The organism is Mycolicibacterium hippocampi (assembly GCF_010723735.1).
Classification (GTDB): Bacteria; Actinomycetota; Actinomycetes; order Mycobacteriales; family Mycobacteriaceae; genus Mycobacterium; species Mycobacterium hippocampi.
In genome coordinates, this window is the sequence record NZ_BLLB01000002.1 from 4,006,323 (window position 1) to 4,023,277 (window position 16,955).

The 16,955-nt window shown below is 69.2% G+C and carries 17 protein-coding genes; 5 read left to right on the forward strand and 12 right to left on the reverse strand.

From position 1 onward, the window contains the following. The first annotated feature begins 13 nt into the window (after positions 1–13). Positions 14–439 (forward strand): F420-dependent biliverdin reductase, encoded by a 426-nt coding sequence (locus G6N53_RS20355; protein WP_163891417.1) that lies wholly within the window; start codon positions 14–16, stop codon positions 437–439. Positions 440–444: 5 nt separating this feature from the next. Here the strand turns inward: G6N53_RS20355 and G6N53_RS20360 are convergent, their stop codons facing one another. After that, a complete protein-coding gene (locus G6N53_RS20360) occupies positions 445–1,572 on the reverse strand; it encodes a M24 family metallopeptidase (RefSeq protein WP_163891419.1) in 1,128 nt (375 codons plus the stop codon). A 68-nt stretch (positions 1,573–1,640) separates the two neighbouring features. Between G6N53_RS20360 and G6N53_RS20365 the strand changes: the two genes are divergently transcribed. Continuing rightward, positions 1,641–2,600, forward strand: coding sequence for a 5'-3' exonuclease (locus G6N53_RS20365; protein ID WP_163891421.1), 960 nt, complete (start codon positions 1,641–1,643; stop codon positions 2,598–2,600). A gap of 11 nt (positions 2,601–2,611) precedes the next feature. Here the strand turns inward: G6N53_RS20365 and G6N53_RS20370 are convergent, their stop codons facing one another. The 6 genes from G6N53_RS20370 to G6N53_RS20395 form a co-directional block, all read right to left on the reverse strand. Beyond that, positions 2,612–3,403 carry a DUF4333 domain-containing protein gene (locus G6N53_RS20370; protein WP_163891423.1) on the reverse strand — a complete coding sequence of 264 codons (792 nt, stop codon included), beginning with the start codon at positions 3,401–3,403 and terminating at the stop codon, positions 2,612–2,614. Positions 3,404–3,459: 56 nt separating this feature from the next. After that, positions 3,460–6,276, reverse strand: a complete 2,817-nt coding sequence (locus G6N53_RS20375; protein WP_163891426.1) for a DEAD/DEAH box helicase — start codon at positions 6,274–6,276, stop codon at positions 3,460–3,462. Next, positions 6,260–7,210, reverse strand: a complete 951-nt coding sequence (gene tatC, locus G6N53_RS20380; protein WP_163891428.1) for a twin-arginine translocase subunit TatC — start codon at positions 7,208–7,210, stop codon at positions 6,260–6,262. The genes G6N53_RS20375 and tatC overlap by 17 nt, the downstream gene beginning before the upstream one ends. A 74-nt stretch (positions 7,211–7,284) precedes the next feature. Beyond that, positions 7,285–7,551 (reverse strand): Sec-independent protein translocase subunit TatA, encoded by a 267-nt coding sequence (gene tatA / locus G6N53_RS20385; protein ID WP_163891430.1) that lies wholly within the window; start codon positions 7,549–7,551, stop codon positions 7,285–7,287. A 30-nt stretch (positions 7,552–7,581) separates the two neighbouring features. Next, positions 7,582–8,568 carry a helix-turn-helix transcriptional regulator gene (locus tag G6N53_RS20390; RefSeq protein ID WP_163891432.1) on the reverse strand — a complete coding sequence of 329 codons (987 nt, stop codon included), beginning with the start codon at positions 8,566–8,568 and terminating at the stop codon, positions 7,582–7,584. Then, positions 8,565–9,566 (reverse strand): helix-turn-helix transcriptional regulator, encoded by a 1,002-nt coding sequence (locus G6N53_RS20395; protein WP_163891434.1) that lies wholly within the window; start codon positions 9,564–9,566, stop codon positions 8,565–8,567. Before G6N53_RS20395 ends, G6N53_RS20390 begins: the two co-directional genes overlap by 4 nt. A gap of 173 nt (positions 9,567–9,739) precedes the next feature. On the opposite strand from G6N53_RS20395, the gene G6N53_RS20400 reads away from it, so the two are divergent. Further along, positions 9,740–10,324, forward strand: coding sequence for a class I SAM-dependent DNA methyltransferase (locus tag G6N53_RS20400; protein WP_163891436.1), 585 nt, complete (start codon positions 9,740–9,742; stop codon positions 10,322–10,324). Positions 10,325–10,327: 3 nt separating this feature from the next. Here the strand turns inward: G6N53_RS20400 and pafA are convergent, their stop codons facing one another. Continuing rightward, a complete protein-coding gene (gene pafA, locus G6N53_RS20405; RefSeq protein ID WP_205390424.1) occupies positions 10,328–11,686 on the reverse strand; it encodes a Pup--protein ligase in 1,359 nt (452 codons plus the stop codon). Positions 11,687–11,788: 102 nt separating this feature from the next. On the opposite strand from pafA, the gene G6N53_RS20410 reads away from it, so the two are divergent. Next, complete coding sequence (locus tag G6N53_RS20410) at positions 11,789–12,067, forward strand: DUF7162 family protein (protein WP_163891438.1); 279 nt, start codon at positions 11,789–11,791, stop codon at positions 12,065–12,067. After that, a complete protein-coding gene (locus G6N53_RS20415) occupies positions 12,064–13,677 on the forward strand; it encodes an alpha/beta hydrolase (protein WP_163891440.1) in 1,614 nt (537 codons plus the stop codon). Before G6N53_RS20410 ends, G6N53_RS20415 begins: the two co-directional genes overlap by 4 nt. Before the next feature lie 18 nt (positions 13,678–13,695). Here G6N53_RS20415 and G6N53_RS20420 read toward each other — a convergent pair whose 3' ends face one another. The 4 genes from G6N53_RS20420 to solA are packed head-to-tail and all read right to left on the reverse strand — an operon-like array spanning position 13,696 to position 16,955. Next, positions 13,696–14,475 carry an IclR family transcriptional regulator gene (locus G6N53_RS20420; protein WP_163891442.1) on the reverse strand — a complete coding sequence of 260 codons (780 nt, stop codon included), beginning with the start codon at positions 14,473–14,475 and terminating at the stop codon, positions 13,696–13,698. Between the two features lie 12 nt (positions 14,476–14,487). After that, the gene (locus G6N53_RS20425) at positions 14,488–14,670 is read right to left on the reverse strand and encodes a hypothetical protein (RefSeq protein WP_163886478.1); all 183 of its coding nucleotides are present in this window, start codon (positions 14,668–14,670) and stop codon (positions 14,488–14,490) included. A 15-nt stretch (positions 14,671–14,685) separates the two neighbouring features. Continuing rightward, the gene (locus tag G6N53_RS20430) at positions 14,686–15,825 is read right to left on the reverse strand and encodes an aromatic ring-hydroxylating oxygenase subunit alpha (RefSeq protein WP_163891444.1); all 1,140 of its coding nucleotides are present in this window, start codon (positions 15,823–15,825) and stop codon (positions 14,686–14,688) included. Next, entirely contained in the window at positions 15,822–16,955 is a 1,134-nt protein-coding gene (gene solA, locus G6N53_RS20435) for an N-methyl-L-tryptophan oxidase (RefSeq protein ID WP_163891446.1), read from the reverse strand. The genes G6N53_RS20430 and solA overlap by 4 nt, the downstream gene beginning before the upstream one ends.

The window sequence follows — 16,955 nt, forward strand, 5'->3', positions numbered from 1 at the left end:
AGCGTGGTGACCGATGGCTACCTCAGGCCGCAAGGCAACCACTCGGCTGACCAACGATGCGCTGGCGTTTCTGACCGAACGTCACCTGGCCATGCTGACGACGTTGCGGTCGGACCAGTCCCCGCACGTGGTTGCGGTCGGGTTCACGTTCGATCCCAAGACCCACATCGCGCGTGTCATCACCTCCGGCGGCTCCCAGAAAGCGGTCAACGCCGAGCAGCGCGGCGTGGCCGTGCTCAGCCAGGTCGACGGTGCCCGCTGGCTGTCACTGGAGGGCAAGGCCACGGTGCACACCGAGATCGACGCCGTCCGCGACGCCGAACTGCGCTACGCACAGCGCTACCGCACGCCCCGTCCGAACCCGAAGCGTGTGGTGATCGAAGTGCGGGTGGAACGGGTGCTGGGATCGTCGACCCTGCTGGACCGCGGCGAACACTGAACCGATCAGGACACCGGCACCACGACCAGCTCGTGCGGGCGGTTGTTCACCGACGACGCCCCGTCGGCCGTGACGATCACGATGTCCTCGATGCGCGCCCCCCACTGTCCCGGGAAGTAGACGCCCGGCTCGACCGAGAACGCCATCCCCTCCTGTAGCGGCAGCGAATTGCCCGCCACGATGTAGGGCTCCTCGTGCACCGACAAGCCGATGCCGTGCCCGGTGCGGTGCACAAACGCCTCTGCCAGCCCCTCCGCGGCCAGCACGTCGCGGGCGGCGGCGTCGATCTGCTCCGCGGTGACGCCGGGCCGGACGGCGGCCACGGCGGCGCGCTGCGCCTGCTGCAGCACCGCGTACCGGCGGGCGACCTCTGGGTCGGGTTCGCCGAGGCTGTAGGTGCGGGTGGAATCGGAGTTGTAGCCGGGCTCGTAGGGACCCCCGATGTCGACGACGACGATGTCGCCGGCCCGCAGTTCACGATCAGAACACTCGTGGTGCGGGTCCGCACCGTGCGGACCCGATCCGACGATGATGAACGCGACTTCCGAATGCCCTTCGGCAACAATGGCTTCGGCGATATCGGCGGCAACATCCGCCTCGGTGCGCCCGGGAACCAGGAACTCCGGCACCCGCGCGTGCACCCGGTCGATCGCGGCGCCGGCCTTGCGCAGCGCGTCGACCTCCGCGGGATCCTTGACCATCCGCATCGTGCGCAGCACCTCGGTGGCCAGCACCGGGACGACCCCGAGCACGTCGGCCAGCGGGAGCAGGTGCAGCGCGGGCATCGCGTCGGTGACCGCGACGGTGACGGAGCCACCGCCCAGAGCCTGCGCCACCAACGTATAGGGATCCTCCCCGTCCACCCAGTCACGCACCGTGACACCGAGTTCGGGCACCGCGGACTCCTTGAGCGAGGCTAGTTCCAGGCGCGGCACGACGATCGTCGGGTCCCCGCTCGCCGGAATCACCAGTGCGGTGAGCCGCTCGAAGGTCTGGGCCCGCGACCCGACGAGGTACCGCAGGTCGTAGCCTGGCGTGATCACCAGACCGGCCAAGCCGGCGGCACCGGCCGCGCGGGCGGCCTCGGCCATGCGCCGGGCGTAAACGTCTGAGCTGAAACGGCCTTGCGTCATGCCGTCCAGGCTAATCCCGGCCGGCTGCAGCGGCTCGCGCGGGAAAGCCGCCTGGCAGGATGACGCGCATGAGTGATGCTCCCCTGCTGCTGCTCGACGGCGCCAGCATGTGGTTCCGGTCGTATTTCGGGGTCCCGTCGTCGATCACCGCGCCGGACGGACGACCGGTCAACGCCCTGCGGGGGTTCCTCGACGCCGTCGCGACGCTGATCACCAGGGAACGTCCCCAGCGGCTGGTGGTGTGCCGGGACGACGACTGGCGTCCGCAATGGCGGGTGGACCTGGTCCCGTCCTACAAGGCACACCGGGTGGCTGAGGAGAACCCTGCCGACGAGCCCGATGTCGAGGAGGTGCCCGACGAACTGACCCCGCAGGTCGACATGATCATGGAGATGCTCGACGCGTTCGGGATCGCGACGGCGGGGGCGCCCCAGGCCGAGGCCGACGACGTGTTGGGCACCCTCGCCGAGCGGGAGCGGCGCCACCCGGTAGTCGTGGTCAGCGGAGACCGCGACCTGCTGCAACTCGTGCGCGACGACCCGGTCCCGGTCCGCGTGCTGTACCTCGGTCGCGGGCTGGCCAAGGCGGTCTCCTACGGACCCGACGAGGTCGCGCAGACCTATGGGGTGCCCGTCGAGCGGGCAGGCCCGGCGTATGCCGAGTTGGCGCTGTTGCGCGGCGACCCCTCCGACGGGCTTCCCGGGGTGGCCGGCATCGGCGAGAAGACCGCGGCGACGCTTCTGGCACAGCACGGATCCCTGGAACGGATCCTGGCCGCCGCCGAAGACCCCGCCTCGAAGCTGGCCAAGGCGCACCGCACCAAACTGCGATCCGCCACCGACTACATCGCCAGAGCCGAACCCGTGGTGCGGGTCGCGACGGATGCCGAGGTCACGATGTCGACAGAAACCGATGCGCTACCGCTGGTGGCCGCGGATCCGCGCAAGGTGGCCGAACTCGCCCAGCGCTACGGCGTGTCGTCGTCGATCGGCCGGCTGCAGAAGGCCCTCGACGGTCTCCCGGACTGACCGGGTCCCGGCTATCGCGGGCGGCCGACCTCGTAGGTTCCGTTGTCGTCCTGGAACGTCACCGTCACCTGACGCTTGGTGCCGTCGATGCTGACCTCGCAGTTGAAGGTGTCGCCCCTCTTCACCGTCGGGCTCACCCCGTCATTGCACCGGACGTCGTTGACGTTGGTGGCGCCGTAACCGTTGGTCTCGTCGGTGAGGATCTGCTGGACGCCGTTCTGGGCTGCGTCGATGTCCAGCGTCGTCGTCACGAAGAAGCCGGGCTTCCAGAAGCCGAGCACCAACACGACCGCGACCACGACCACCGCGAGCAGGCCGACGACACTGCCGATGACGGCCATCGAGCGCTTCGAGCCCTCCTCGCCGCCGGGTCCGGGGTAGCCCCCGGGCGGGTACTGCCCGTACTGGCCGGGCTGCTGGCCGTATTGACCGGGCTGCTGGCCGTAGCCCGGCGGCTGACCGTACTGGCCGTACTGGCCCGGCTGACCGTACTGCCCGGGCGGGGGGTAACCGCCGGGGCCGTACTCGGGAGGCTGCTGACCGTACTGCTCGCCCTGCGGGTACTGCGGCGGGTACGCCGGCGGCGGCTGGGTGGGCTGCTGGTACTGCGGATATTGCTGCGGCGTGTACGCCGGTGGTTGCCAGGACGGCGGCTGATCGCCACCCGGGGCTTGTGGCTGCTCCGCGCCCGAGGGCGGCTGCCATCCCTGATTGCCGGCCGACTCGGCCGACGATTCCTCGCCCGGCCCAGGCTGCTGACCCGGCCACGGCTGCGTCGGGTCAGATCCCTGCGGTCCGCTCATTTCTCTCCTTGCTCGTCCGCGACTGATATGCCGGTTTCTGGCCTGCTGGGCACACCCTACCCCGCATCAACAGCTACGACGCCGCGCCGAACGTCGTTGATCGCGCGTTTCGCGGTCGCGCGTAGCGCCGCTGACGGAGCCGCGTTGCGGACCTGATCAGCCAAGTCCAGCACCTGGCGGCACCACCTGACGAAGTCACCGGCCGACATCGATGAGCCGGTGCCGGAACTGCCGGCTGCATCCAATGCGGAGGCGAGGTCGCCGGCGCTCGCCCAGCGGTGGATCGCGGCGACAAAACCGTCGTCGGGTTCGCGGCTCTGGGTGATCCGGTGCCGCTGCTCGTCGGTGCGCAGCTCGGTCCACAGCCTGCGGGTCTGGTTCAGCGCGCGGCGCAGCCGACCGGTCGGCACGTCGTGGCCGTCCGCGGTGCCGTACCCGTCGCGCCGGGATTCGTAGAGTACCGACGACAGCGCCGCGGCGAGTTCGGCGGCGTCCAACCCCTCCCAGACCCCGGCGCGCAGGCACTCGGCCACCAGCAGATCGCTTTCGCTGTAGATCCTGGCGAGCAGCCTGCCGTCGTCGGTCACCACGGGGTCGGCCGGTGCCGCCTCGCCCTCCGGCGTGTCGTCGACGGCGGTGGTCTGGTCGACTCCGTCGACGGCGATGAACCCGCGCTCGGTGAGCAGCACGACGATCCGGTCGAAGGTCTGCGCCAGAGAGTTGGTGGCTGCCGCGATCTTCTTGCGCAGCTGCTCGTTGTCGCGCTCGATCTTGAGGTAGCGCTCGGCGATGCGGGCCTGCTCCTCCCGGTCGGGCAGCCGGTGAGCCCGATGTGCCCGCACCCGCTCGCGCAGTGCTGCCAGCTCGGGGTCGATGTCGCGCTCCGCAGGTGCACCGCTGCGGCGGCCGCGCCCCGACGGGACGTCCCTGCCCGCGGCCGCCGACCGCAGTGCCGACGCGAGGTCCCGACGCGCCCGCGGGTTTCGGTGCTCGACCCGCTTGGGCAACGACATCGAACCCATCGGGGCTGACGCCCCGGAGTAGTCCGCCGATGAGATCCGGCCGGCCCAGCGGTGTTCGGAGAGCACCAACGGCCGCGGATCCTCGTCATCGCGTGCGGGCTCGAGCACCACGGCCAGGCCGCTGTGCCGTCCGTGGGTGATGGTGATGATGTCGCCGCGGCGCAGCGCGGTCAGCGCGTCGTTGGCGGCCTGGCGCCGCTGCAGCCGCGACGCCCTCGACTGTGCGCGCTCCCGCTCGGAGATCTGGGCCCGCAGCCGCACGTAGTCGAGGATCGCCGCGTTGCGTCCCCCGAGCTGGGCGGCCAGCTCGGTGAGGAGCCGCTCGCCGCGTTCGACGCCACGGACCAGACCCACCACCGATCGGTCGGTCTGATATTGGGCGAAGGACCGCTCCAGCAGCCGGTGCGCCTGTTCCGGTCCCAGCTGGCGCACCAGGTTGATGGTCATGTTGTAGGTCGGCGCGAACGAACTGCGCAACGGGAACGTTCGGGTCGACGCCAGGCCCGCGACCTCGGCCGGGTCGACATCCGGGTTCCACAACACCACCGCGTGGCCCTCGACGTCGATGCCGCGACGCCCTGCGCGACCGGTGAGTTGGGTGTACTCGCCGGGGGTCAACGGCATGTGCTGCTCGCCGTTGAACTTCACCAGACGCTCCAGCACCACTGTGCGGGCCGGCATGTTGATCCCCAGCGCCAATGTCTCCGTCGCGAACACCGCCTTGACCAGGCCCGCGGTGAACAGCTCCTCCACCGTGTGCCGGAACGTCGGCAACATGCCGGCATGGTGGGCGGCCAGGCCGCGGAGCAGCGCCTCGCGCCATTCGTGGAAGTCGAGCACGACCAGATCGGAGTCGTTGAGATCGGCCGTTCGACGGTCCACGATCTCGGCGATCCGGCTCCTCTCCTCCTCGGTGGTCAACCGCAGCGACGAACGCAGACACTGCTTGACCGCGGCATCACAGCCCGCCCGGGAGAAGATGAACGTGATGGCCGGCAGCAGGCCGTTGTTGGCGAGGACGCCGATCACCTCGGGCCGCCCGGGGGTGCGGTACAGGCTGGGGCGACCGGTCCGCCCACGGCCCCGCGGCTGCCAGTCGGCCAGCCGGTCGGCCTCACGCCGATGCGAGATGTGGCGCAACAGTTCCGGATCGACCAACAGGTCCCGGCCGGCCTTCGCCGGGCCGGAGGACCGATAGTCGAACAGGTCCAGTAGCCGCTTGCCGACCATGACGTGCTGCCACAGCGGCACCGGACGGTGTTCGTCGACGACGACGGTGGTGTCGCCCCGGACGGTCTGGATCCAGCCGCCGAACTCCTCGGCGTTGCTCACCGTCGCCGACAGGCTCACCAGCCGTACGTCGTCGGACAGGTGCAGGATCACCTCCTCCCAGACCGCGCCACGCATCCGGTCGGCCAGGAAGTGCACCTCGTCCATGACGACGAATGAAAGCCCTTGCAGCGTAGGAGAGTTCGCGTACAACATGTTGCGAAGCACTTCGGTGGTCATCACCACCACGTCGGCGTCGCCGTTGATCGCCTGGTCGCCGGTGAGCAGACCGATGCGCTGCGGGCCGTAGCGGCGCACCAAATCGCTGTGCTTCTGGTTGCTCAGCGCCTTGATCGGGGTGGTGTAGAAGCACTTGCGCCCGGCCGCCAGCGCGAGATGGACGGCGAACTCACCGACGACCGTCTTGCCCGCTCCGGTCGGCGCGCAGACCAGCACCCCGTGGCCCTGCGCGAGCGCCTCACAGGCGCGGCGCTGGAAACCGTCCAGCTCGAACGGCAGGTGCGAGACGAATTCGGCGACTTCCGGCAGATCCCCCACCGCCGGCTCAGGTCGCGTCGTCATCGACCACGAGGCCTGACGGGGTGGGCACGGCCGATGGCGCTTCGATGGTCTCGGCGGGGCCGATCGGCGCCGCCTCGTCGTCGGCCACCTCCTGCAGGCGGGCGCGCCGCGCCTTGCGCCGGTCGTTGAGCCGGGCCACCTGGATGGCCAGTTCCAGCAGCAGGGTCAGCGCCAGCGCCAGCGCCAGCATCGAGAACGGATCCGAGCCGGGGGTGAAGAACGCGGCGAAGATGAACAGGCCCATGATCAGTCCCCGGCGCCACGCCTTGAGCCGCTCATAGGTGAGCACCCCGACGAGATTCAGCATGATGATCAGCAGGGGGAACTCGAAGCTGATACCGAACACCAGCAGCAAGTTGATCAGGAAGCCGAAGTACTGGTCACCCGACAGCGCGGTCACCTGAACGTCACTGCCGACCGTCAACAGGAAATCCAACGCCGTCGACAACACCACATAGGCCAACACCGCGCCCGCGACAAACAGCAGTGCGCCGATCGTCACGAAGATCGCGCCGAAGCGGCGCTCGTTGCGGTAGAGCCCGGGGGTGATGAACGCCCACAGGTGGTAGAGCCACACCGGACAGGCCAGCACCAGGCCCGCCGTCAGCGCCACCTTCAGCCTCAACATGAACTGGTCGAAAGGGCCCGTGGCCAGCAGTCGGCACTCGCCGTCGGGCGTGATGTTCGCGCGTGCGGACTCCGGGAGCGCACAGTAGGGTCCGCGCAGCCAATCACCGAGGCTGGGCATCCCGAAGATGCCGTGGGTGTACCAGAGGAACCCGAGGATCGTCGTCACCACAACGGCCAACGCGGCCATCACCAGCCTGCCGCGCAGTTCGGTGAGGTGCTCGACCAGCGACATGGTGCCGTCGGGATTGGCCCGGGAACGCCGCTGACGCGGGTCGAGCTTCTTGAGGAGTCCGGGAATTTGCACGGAGGTGGCCTAGGTGCTGCTCACAGGCGCGCAGTCACGTCGCGGACCGAGGAGCCCGCGACCGGTATGACTGGTCAGGCTGTGCGCTTGTCCGACGACGGGTCAGGTGCGGGCTGGGTGGCGGCGCCACCCGGACGGTCCGCCGGGTCCGCGACCCGTTCCGAGGAGATCTGCGTCGGTGCATCCGGCTTGGAATCCGCTTGCATCTCCTTGATCTCGGACTTGAAGATGCGCATCGACTTGCCCAGGGAGCGTGCCGCGTCCGGGAGCTTTTTGGCACCGAACAGCAGCACGAACACGGCGATGACGATGACCCAGTGCCAGGGTTGTAGACCACCCAATTTGGTTACCTCCAGACGTCTGGGCCGAGTCTACTCGTTCGGGGCCTCAGTGCCGACTCGATACGCATCCAGTGCGGCCGCGGCGGACTGCCGGACCAGCTCGGCCAACTGCTGGGGCCCGCGCACCCGTACCGCCGACCCGAACCCCAGCACGAAGCGCGCCATCCACTGGTCGGACGCGTAGGTCATCGCCGCCTCGCAGGACCCGTCGGGGAACTCGCGCAACACCCGCAACGGGTAGTAGTCGAACATCCACGACGCCGACCGGTCGACCAGCAACGTCGCCGTGGGCAGGGACGGGTCGGCGGTGTCGGGATCGAACAACGAGGTGTCCGGACCTGCCTGCACCGCCGGCGGCGGCGGCACCGACGGCTCGTCGAGGACCCTCGCGTCGACGATCCGGTCCAGGCGGAACAGCCGGACACCCTCGGCCGACCGGCACCACGCCTCCAGGTAGCTGTGGTCGGCGACGAGGACGATGCGAATCGGGTCGACGACGCGGCTCGACAGCGCGTCATGGGACGCCGAGTAGTACTCGATCGCCAGCGCCCGGTCGGTCCGCACCGCGGTTCGCACCGCCGCAGCCGCCTCGCTCTCGATCGGCGCCCGCTCGTCGACGGCGGCGCCCTCGTCTCCGTGACCGGCCTTGCCGGTCGCGGACTCGATCTTGGCGATCGCGCTGCGCGCGGCCTCCGGATCCACCATTCCCGGCACGTCGAGCAGCGCGCGCAGCGCCACCAGCACGCCCGTGGCCTCCGGCGAGGTCAGTCGCAACGGATGGTCGATTCCGGCGGTGAAGGTGACCTCGATGGTGTCGCCGGAGAACTCGAAGTCGATCAGATCACCCGGTCCGTATCCGGGCAGGCCGCACATCCACAGCTGGTTGAGGTCGTCGCGCAACTGTTTGACGCTCACCCCGAGGTCTGCCGCCGCCTCCGCGTAGGTGATCTTCGGGTTGGCCTGGAAGTAGGGCACCATGTTCAGCAGCCGGACCAGCCGCGTGCTGACGGCAGTCATGCGCGATCCGCCTTCGCCCCGGCCTGGGCTTCCAACCGCGACATCACGTCGTCACGAAGAGACGCCGGCTCCAGCGCCACCGCGTCGGCTCCGTAGCTGGCAATCTCCCGCGCCACCCGGTCGAACATGTCGATGTCCAAGTCGATCTCCTCCCCCGCACGCCCGGCCAGGGTTCTCGGACCCACAACAATGGCCCGCCGCCGCAGCGCCGTCGCCCGGCCGTCGGCGACCCAGACCCTGGCCTGTCCGGCCGCCGGCCAGTCACCGACCACTCTGTCGACGATCTCCCGCAGATTCAGACCGGCGGGTCTGCGGACCGTGCCGGGTTCCCCGATGGGGGTCACCTGCGGACCGATCCGCGAGAGCCGGAAGGTGCGCACGGCGTCGCGGTCCCGATCGTGGCCGACCAGGTACCAGCGCCCCCTGTCGGTGACCACCCCCCACGGCTCGACGGTGCGGGTGACGTAGGGTTCGGTGCGCGACGGCCGGTGCTCGAACTGCACGGCGTGACCGGAATCGATGGCGGACAGCAGGATTCCGAGGATCTCCTCGGAACCCCGCAGACCGGGCATGGCCGCGGTCGAGGTGATCGTGACGTCGTCGTGTGCTGCGTCGATGTCCACGCCCGCCGCGCGCAGCTTCAGTAGCGCACCTTGGGTGGCGGTGATCAGTTCGGGCGACTCCCACAGCTGTGTCGCCACCGCGACCGCCGCGGCTTCGTCGGCGGTCAGTTCTACCGCGGGCAGGGCGTAATCCTCTCGGCTGATCCGGTAGCCCTCGGTCGGGTCCGTCTGGGACACCCGCCCGGTCTCCAGCGGGATGCCCAGATCACGCAGTTCGTTCTTGTCGCGTTCGAACATCCGCGAGAACGCCTCGTCGCTGGCCTCCTCTGAGTACCCGAGGACCGTCTCGCGGATCCGATCGGCGGTGATGAAGGTCCTGGTGGACAACAGCGCGATGACGAGGTTCATCAACCGTTCGACTTTGGAGATACCCACGGCTAGAGCTTAAGGGGCGTCGGGGATGCCGTAGGACGGCCGATGCGGCGGGTCTGCCGCCACGCCGAGATCCGACTTTTGCAGCAGAAGTGCGAGTAGTGATGTGCAGAACTCGGATCTGGACAGGCCCAGTACCTCCGGGGGCACTGCCACGCGTCTGACAGGATCGCCCAGTGGGTTCCCGATGGCAGCATTCCGACGTGCCCCGCGGGCAGGACTACGACGCCCGCTGGCAGCGCCTGGCCCGCTCCGGTGCGGGTGTGCACGGCGAAGCCGATCTCCTCGAGACGCTGCTGCGCGAGCGCGGCGGGACCGACGTGCTCGATGCCGGTTGCGGGACAGGCAGGGTCGCCATCGAACTGGCCGCCCGCGGTTTCTCGGTGGTCGGGCTCGATCTGGATCCCGAGATGCTGGGCACAGCACGCGCCAAGGCGCCGGACCTGACGTGGATCGAGGCCGACCTGGTCGACGCCGGCTCGCAACTGGACAAGACGTTCGACGTGGTGGCCTTGGCGGGCAACGTGATGATCTTCGTCGGCAAGGGGGCCGAGGGTCGTGTCGTCAACGAGCTGGCCGCACTCCTGAATCCCGGTGGGCTGTTGGTGGCCGGCTTTGCGCTGCGTGAGGACCGGCTGACGCTGGGTCGTTATGACGGGCTGGCTGCCGCCGCGGGCCTGGAGCTGCTGGACCGCTGGGCGACCTGGGACAGGCAGCCGTTCACCGGCGGCGACTACGCGGTGACCATTCACCGCGCGTGAGCGTCACATGCTCGCGATCAGCCGCTTCACCCGCTCGTCGACCGATCGGAACGGGTCTTTGCACAGCACTGTCCGCTGCGCCTGATCGTTGAGCTTGAGGTGCACCCAGTCCACGGTGAAGTCACGACCGGCTTCCTGCGCGGCGCTGATGAACTCGCCGCGCAGCTTGGCCCGGGTGGTCTGTGGCGGGGTGTCGACCGCGGCCTCGATCTCCTCGTCGGTGGTGATGCGCGCTGCCAGACCCTTGCGTTGCAGCAGGTCGAACACGCCGCGGCCACGTTTGATGTCGTGGTAGGCCAGATCGAGCTGACTGATCTTCGCGTCGGAGAGCTCCATGTTGTAGCGGTCCTGATACCGCTGGAACAGTTTGCGCTTGATCACCCAGTCGATCTCGGTGTCGACCTTGGCGAAGTCCTGGCTCTCCACAGCGTCGAGCTGTCGGCCCCACAGATCCACCACCTGCGAGATCTGCGGGTTGGCCTCACGGGTCTGCAGATACTCCACCGCACGCGAGTAGTACTCGCGCTGGATGTCGAGCGCGCTGGCCTGCCTGCCACCGGCCAGCCGCACCGGACGTCGGCCGGTCAGGTCGTGGCTGACCTCGCGGATCGCCCGGATCGGGTTGTCCAGCGAGAAGTCGCGGAACGCCACACCGGCCTCGATCATCTCCAAGACCAGGGAGGCCGAGCCGACCTTGAGCATCGTGGTGGACTCACACATGTTCGAGTCGCCGACGATGACGTGCAGCCGCCGGTACTTCTCGGCGTCGGCGTGCGGCTCGTCGCGGGTGTTGATGATGGGACGCGAACGGGTGGTCGCGCTGGAGACCCCCTCCCAGATGTGCTCGGCCCGCTGGGACAGGCAGAAGGTCGCGGCCTTGGGGGTTTGAAGCACCTTGCCTGCGCCGCAGATGAGCTGACGGGTGACCAGGAACGGCAGCAGCACATCGGAGATGCGCGAGAACTCGCCGGCACGCACGATCAGGTAGTTCTCGTGGCAGCCGTACGAATTGCCCGCTGAATCGGTGTTGTTCTTGAACAGGTAGATGTCACCGCCGATGCCCTCGTCGGCGAGGCGCTGCTCGGCATCGATCAGCAGGTCTTCGAGCACCCGCTCGCCGGCGCGGTCGTGGGTGACCAACTGGGTGAGGCTGTCACATTCTGCGGTGGCGTACTCGGGATGGCTGCCCACATCGAGGTACAGACGCGCGCCGTTGCGGAGGAAGACGTTGCTGCTGCGGCCCCACGACACCACCCGCCGGAAGAGGTACCGGGCGACCTCGTCGGGACTGAGCCGGCGATGGCCGTGGAACGTGCAGGTGACACCGAATTCGGTCTCGATGCCCATGATTCGTCGCTGCACCTCATCGAGACTACTTGCTGCCCGCGAGGACGGTGGCCGCACCACGCCAGACGCCTGTGGATAACCGGGGCGAGCGGGTCGCGAAATCTGCCAGCATGAGCCATGGGGGAAATCGCGTCGGTGGATGTGGACCGGCTGCGACGGCTCGCCGACGCCGTCTCCGCCGCTGCTGTGGAGATTGCCGACGCGCCGTGGCCGGAGCTGGAACCCGGCGGGCTGCGCGGCTCGGCGGTGAGCGAGCGGGTGCGGCCCGGGCCGGTCGGAGAACAGGTTCGTGAGGTCGTCGAAAAGCTGCGGGAATGGGCGTCGGCAGCGCGCACGTCGGCGGCGATGTTCGAGCGCGCCGACGCCGTCAACGGTGATCGGTTCGCTTCCGGATGACCCGCCCGACCGTGTCGCAGGCGCAGGCATGGCAGCCGGCGGCGCTGCACCGCCTCGCCGACGACTGGGACGCCGCGGCCCGGCGGTTCAGCGAACAGGTCGAGGCGGCCGTGGCTGCCGCGTACAGCAGCGGTGACCACTGGACCGGTGCGGCAGCCGACTCCGCGCGCCGGCAGGCCCGGCTCATCGCCGACGGCGCCGAGTCGGTGGTCCGCAGCTTGGTGACGGCCTCGGTGGCCGCCCACGACGGCGCCGACCAGCTGGCGGCGGCCCGCTCCGAGGTCCTCGGCTGGGTGGACAAGGCCCGGGGTGAGGGCTTCGCGGTCGCCGACGACGGCGCGGTGTCGGTCGACGCCGCCCCGGTGCCGCTGCTGATCCAGCTCGCCGGCGGTGACGACGCGGTGGCCGCCGGTTTGTTGGAAAGCCGGGCCGTCGAGCTTGGTGAGCGGATCACCGACGGACTCGGGCGTCTCGGCGCCGCCGACGCCGACGCCGCCGGTGACATCGCCGACGCATTGGGACTGGGCCGCACCGGGCCGCCGGTGGCGGCGACCGTCCCTGCAGGCGCTTGGCCGGTGCAGGCGGCCGACGTCGTGGACGCCTGGCCGGCGATGAGTCAGAACAGGATCTCCGCACAGATCGCCGCCATGACCACCGCACAGCGGGACCGCCTGGTCGCCGAGTTCCCCCGGGAGGTGGGCAACACCGACGGGGTTCCCTGGCCGATGAGGATCGCCGCGAACCGGCTCAACATCGCCGACGCGATCGCCGCCGAAGACGGTCGCGACGCCGGATCCCGGCGACGGATCGCCGTGTACCGCGGCCTGCTCGCCGAGATCGACGACCCGGTCGGTACCGGCGGTCGCATCCAGCGTCAGATCCTGGCGTTCGATCCGGCCCGCGCTGCGCTGGTCGAGCTCAACGGGCAGCTCTCGACCGCCCGTGGGGTCGCGGTGCTGGTCCCCGGGGTGAACACTACGATCGACGATTCGGCGGCCAACACCGCCACCGCCCGCCGGTTCGTCTCCGCCGGTCGCGGCGACGTGGCCGTGATCACCTACCTCGGCGGGCCGTTCCCGCAGGTCCGGGATCCCGCGGCGGCGTTTCTCCAGGCCGCCGACCCGGGGTTCGCGCTGGACATGGCGCCGGGGCTGGTGGCGTTCACCGAGGACGTCGATCGGGCGGTGGGTGACGGCGTCGCTGTGACGGTGATCGGCCACTCCTACGGCGGGTCCATCGTTGGGACGGCCGAGGCGCTGGGGATGACGTCGGACCGCACCCTTTTCCTGGCCGCGGCCGGAGCCGGGGTGGGCGTCGACGATCCCGGGGACTGGCACAATCGCAACCCGGACGTACTGCGGTTCTCGATGACCGCGCCCGGCGACTTCATCGAGGCCGTTCAGGGCATCCCCGGCGGTCCGCACGGGGCCGACCCCGACGAGATGACGGGCGTGATCCCGTTGCGCACAGGTAGTTACGACGACGGTCGACCGGTGTGGGGGTGGCCGGCCCATTCCGGGATGCTCAACCGCCCGTCGGATGCGTGGCGGGCGATCCTCGCGGTGATCGTCGGCGATTCGCAGACCCTGGAGCAGGCGACCGCGAGATAGCCGAGGCGAGCGCGGAACTCAGTCGCGGGCGATCCAGCCCAGTCGCCGGCTGATGGCGTCGGCCGCGGCGATGGTCAGCTTCGCGACCTCTTCGAACCGCTCCACCCCGAGACGGTACGAGGGACCCGAAACACTCAGCGCCGCAACCACTTGCGAGTTGGCGTCGTAGACCGGCGCAGCGACGGCGTTGAGCCCGACCTCGAGCTCCTCGGACACGCTGGCCCAGCCGCGTTCACGCGTCTGCGACAGTTGCTCCTGCAGCTCGGTGGTGCTGGGCACGGTGGTGTCGGTGAAGGCGCCCAGTACGTCGCCGAGCCGGGACCGGACGTCGGCGGGATCCAGCCCGGACAGCAGCACCTTCCCGCTGGAGGTCGCGTGCGCCGGGCAGCTCTGTCCGACCCAGGTCCGCAGCGTGATCTCGGCGGGGCCGATGGCCTCGACGATGTTGACGATGCGGTCCCCGTCGAGCACCGCGAGGTTGGCGGTTTCGGCCACCTCGATGCTGAGCGCCTCGCAGATGCCCTGACTGAGCTTGGCCATGTCCAGTGCGGCGCTGGTAGCGCGGGCGAGCCGGGCCACCGCGAAACCCAGCCGGTACTTGCCGCGCTCGGCGATCTGCTCGACGAATCCGCGGGCCTCCAACACCGCGATCAGCCGCGAGACCGTCGATTTGTGCACACCGAGTTCGTCGGCGATCTCGGTGACCCCCGCCTGGCCCAGCTCGGCCAGGATCTCCAGCACCAGCAGCGCGCGGTCGACGGACTGTACGGCGGCGGGCGAACTGTCACGCTTGACCATTGCTGCTAGACCTTACTTCAGCAGGTCGGCGCACCGGCATCGCCGACGCCCCGCGGTCCCGAACCCGAAGTAGAACAGCTGGAAAGTGCCCGTGAGGATGGAGATGTAGCTGACCCCGGCGGCGAAGCTGGCGAACTTGCCGATACTGCGGTCCAGAGACTGCCGGTAACCGAAGTGCTCCATGCCGCTGTCCACCGGTTACCCCTCACGTCAGCAGAGGCTGGACACTACCCACTCATGGAACTGCGCGATGTGGTGTTCGGCGGGAACGAGCACTCCCCCGTGCCGGTAGGCCCGTGAGGACATGGCGGGCTGGGTGCGCTCACAGGCCGCAAAATCCTGCTCGTTGACCCGGTGGAACAGCTCCGCCGAGCGTGCGATGTCCTGTCCGCTTCCGAGGACGTCACCGGTGTAGAGCCAGTCGCATTCCACGACGGTGCGGTCCGCCGACATCGGGTACATCCGGTGGAAGATGACATGGTCGGGCACCAGGTTGATGAACACCGTCGGTTTGACGGTGATGGCGAAGTAGCGTCGGTCCTGCTCGTCGGTGATGCCCGGCAGCCGGTCGAACCCGGCCGCTCCGCCCACTGTGAATCCGGCTACCTGCGCGCCGAATTCGCTACCGATGCCGATGTTCGCCTGGGCCGCCACCCCGCGTGCGAACTCGGGCACGACGTCGACGAGCTCGGGGTGGATGGAGCTGCAGTGGTAGCACTCCATGAAGTTCTCCACGATCAGCTTCCAGTTCGCGGCCACGTCGTAGACGACCCGGTGGCCCACGTCCAGACCGCCGATACCGTAGCGGTTGATGGCGTCGGCGTCGTCGAGCGTCCTGGTGGCCTCGGCCACCACCTCCTCGAACGCAGGCGGGGTGTCGGACAGACACACCCAGGCGTAGCCGAGCCATTCGGTCAGTGCCACCGGCACCAGGCCGTACTCGTAGCGGTCGATCGGTGCGCCGGCACCGTCGGTCAACAGACCGATGTTGGGCGCGGCGGTCAGCCTGCCGTCCAGCGCATAGGTCCAGGAGTGATACGGGCAGCGCAGGTTGCGCTTGACTTCGCCTTCGGGCTCGGTGCACAACTGCGCCCCGCGGTGCCTGCAGATGTTCAGAAAGGCCCGCAGCAGGCCGTCGCGTCCCCGCACCAGCAGCACGCTCTCCCGGCCGACCTGCACCTTGCGGAATTTGCCCGGCAGCGCAAGATCCGCCGACCTGGCGGCGCAGAACCACATGTCCTCGAAGATGTGTTCCTGCTCTGCGGCGAAGACGTCGGCGCTGGCGTAGTAGTGGCCGCCGAGTGTGGTGCGCAGCGCCGGCGCGGCCAGGGGCGAACGATCTCCGGTCATGTGGTCACCAGCCGCTTCGGGTCGAACAACGAGATCGGATGCCCGGTGCCGCCGTCGATGGCGAGGTCGGCGAGGATCTCGCCGACCACCGGGACGAACTTGAACCCGTGGCCCGAGAATCCGCACGCGACGGTCACCGACGCGCACTCGGGGTGCCGGGCGATCACAAAATGCTGATCGGGGGTGTTGGAGTACATACAGGTCGCCGACTGCAGACACCGACCGTCCAGCGCAGGCAGCAGTTCGGCTGCGCGTGCCCGCATCTCGCGGATCTCGTGGTCGTATACGGTTCGGTCGATGGTGTCCGGGGTGCACACCACGCCCTTGCGGAAGAACGCGACCTTGACCCCGCCCCGCGGGCCGTCGATGGCGGGGAAGCCGTAGATCTGCATCCCGTCGACGCCCTCGTGGATGAAGATCGGGTGCTCGGTGAACGGCGCGGTGCCCCCGACCGGGTCGAGCCAGTAGAGCACCTGCCGCTCGATCGTGATCGGGATGCCGAACTCGGTGAGCAACTGCGGCGCCCAGGCACCGGGGCAGATGACCAGCTGCCCCGCCGTGTACGTCCCTCGTTCGGTACGCACCGTCACCCCGGAGGACGTCTCGGCCCATTCGAGGACTTCTTCGCCGAACTGCAGCGTTGCGCCGACCTGTTCGGCGAGACCGAGATGGGCCGCGACTGTCAGTTCCGGCCGGGCGAACCCCGCCATCTGCTCGTACAGCGCGATGTCGTCGGCGCCGGGGGTGAATTGCGGGTGGCGGGATCGGATCTCACCGGCATCGAGCACCTCGTGCCGAAGCCCCCAGCGACGGCTTGCGGTGAGGCTGCCGGCGACGGTCAGGCAGTCCGGCGGGCCGATGAACAGCCCACCGGTGACGCGGTACACCTCGGTGCGTGAGGCGGCGGCCAGCCCGGCCCACAGCTCGTAGGCGCGCAGCAGAAGCGGCACATACGCGGGATCTTCGAAGTAGGACTGCCGGATGATCCGTGAGCCACCGTGGCTGGAGCCCTTGTCGTGGGCGGGGGTGAACTTCTCCAGCCCGAGGACGCGCTGTCCGCGCGCAGCGAGGTGGTATGCGGCAGCGCTTCCCATGCCGCCGAGCCCGATGACGATGACGTCGTATCCCAT

Bases quoted from the DNA above. Each gene is read 5' to 3' on its own strand.
- G6N53_RS20420 (WP_163891442.1), bottom strand. From the start codon at position 14,475: ATGGTCAAGCGTGACAGTTCGCCCGCCGCCGTACAGTCCGTCGACCGC.
- G6N53_RS20365 (WP_163891421.1), top strand. From the start codon at position 1,641: ATGAGTGATGCTCCCCTGCTGCTGCTCGACGGCGCCAGCATGTGGTTC.
- G6N53_RS20430 (WP_163891444.1), bottom strand. From the start codon at position 15,825: ATGACCGGAGATCGTTCGCCCCTGGCCGCGCCGGCGCTGCGCACCACA.
- G6N53_RS20390 (WP_163891432.1), bottom strand. From the start codon at position 8,568: ATGACTGCCGTCAGCACGCGGCTGGTCCGGCTGCTGAACATGGTGCCC.
- solA (WP_163891446.1), bottom strand. From the start codon at position 16,955: ATGGGATACGACGTCATCGTCATCGGGCTCGGCGGCATGGGAAGCGCT.
- G6N53_RS20360 (WP_163891419.1), bottom strand. From the start codon at position 1,572: ATGACGCAAGGCCGTTTCAGCTCAGACGTTTACGCCCGGCGCATGGCC.
- G6N53_RS20355 (WP_163891417.1), top strand. From the start codon at position 14: ATGGCTACCTCAGGCCGCAAGGCAACCACTCGGCTGACCAACGATGCG.
- G6N53_RS20415 (WP_163891440.1), top strand. From the start codon at position 12,064: ATGACCCGCCCGACCGTGTCGCAGGCGCAGGCATGGCAGCCGGCGGCG.
- G6N53_RS20410 (WP_163891438.1), top strand. From the start codon at position 11,789: ATGGGGGAAATCGCGTCGGTGGATGTGGACCGGCTGCGACGGCTCGCC.
- G6N53_RS20370 (WP_163891423.1), bottom strand. From the start codon at position 3,403: ATGAGCGGACCGCAGGGATCTGACCCGACGCAGCCGTGGCCGGGTCAG.
- G6N53_RS20375 (WP_163891426.1), bottom strand. From the start codon at position 6,276: ATGACGACGCGACCTGAGCCGGCGGTGGGGGATCTGCCGGAAGTCGCC.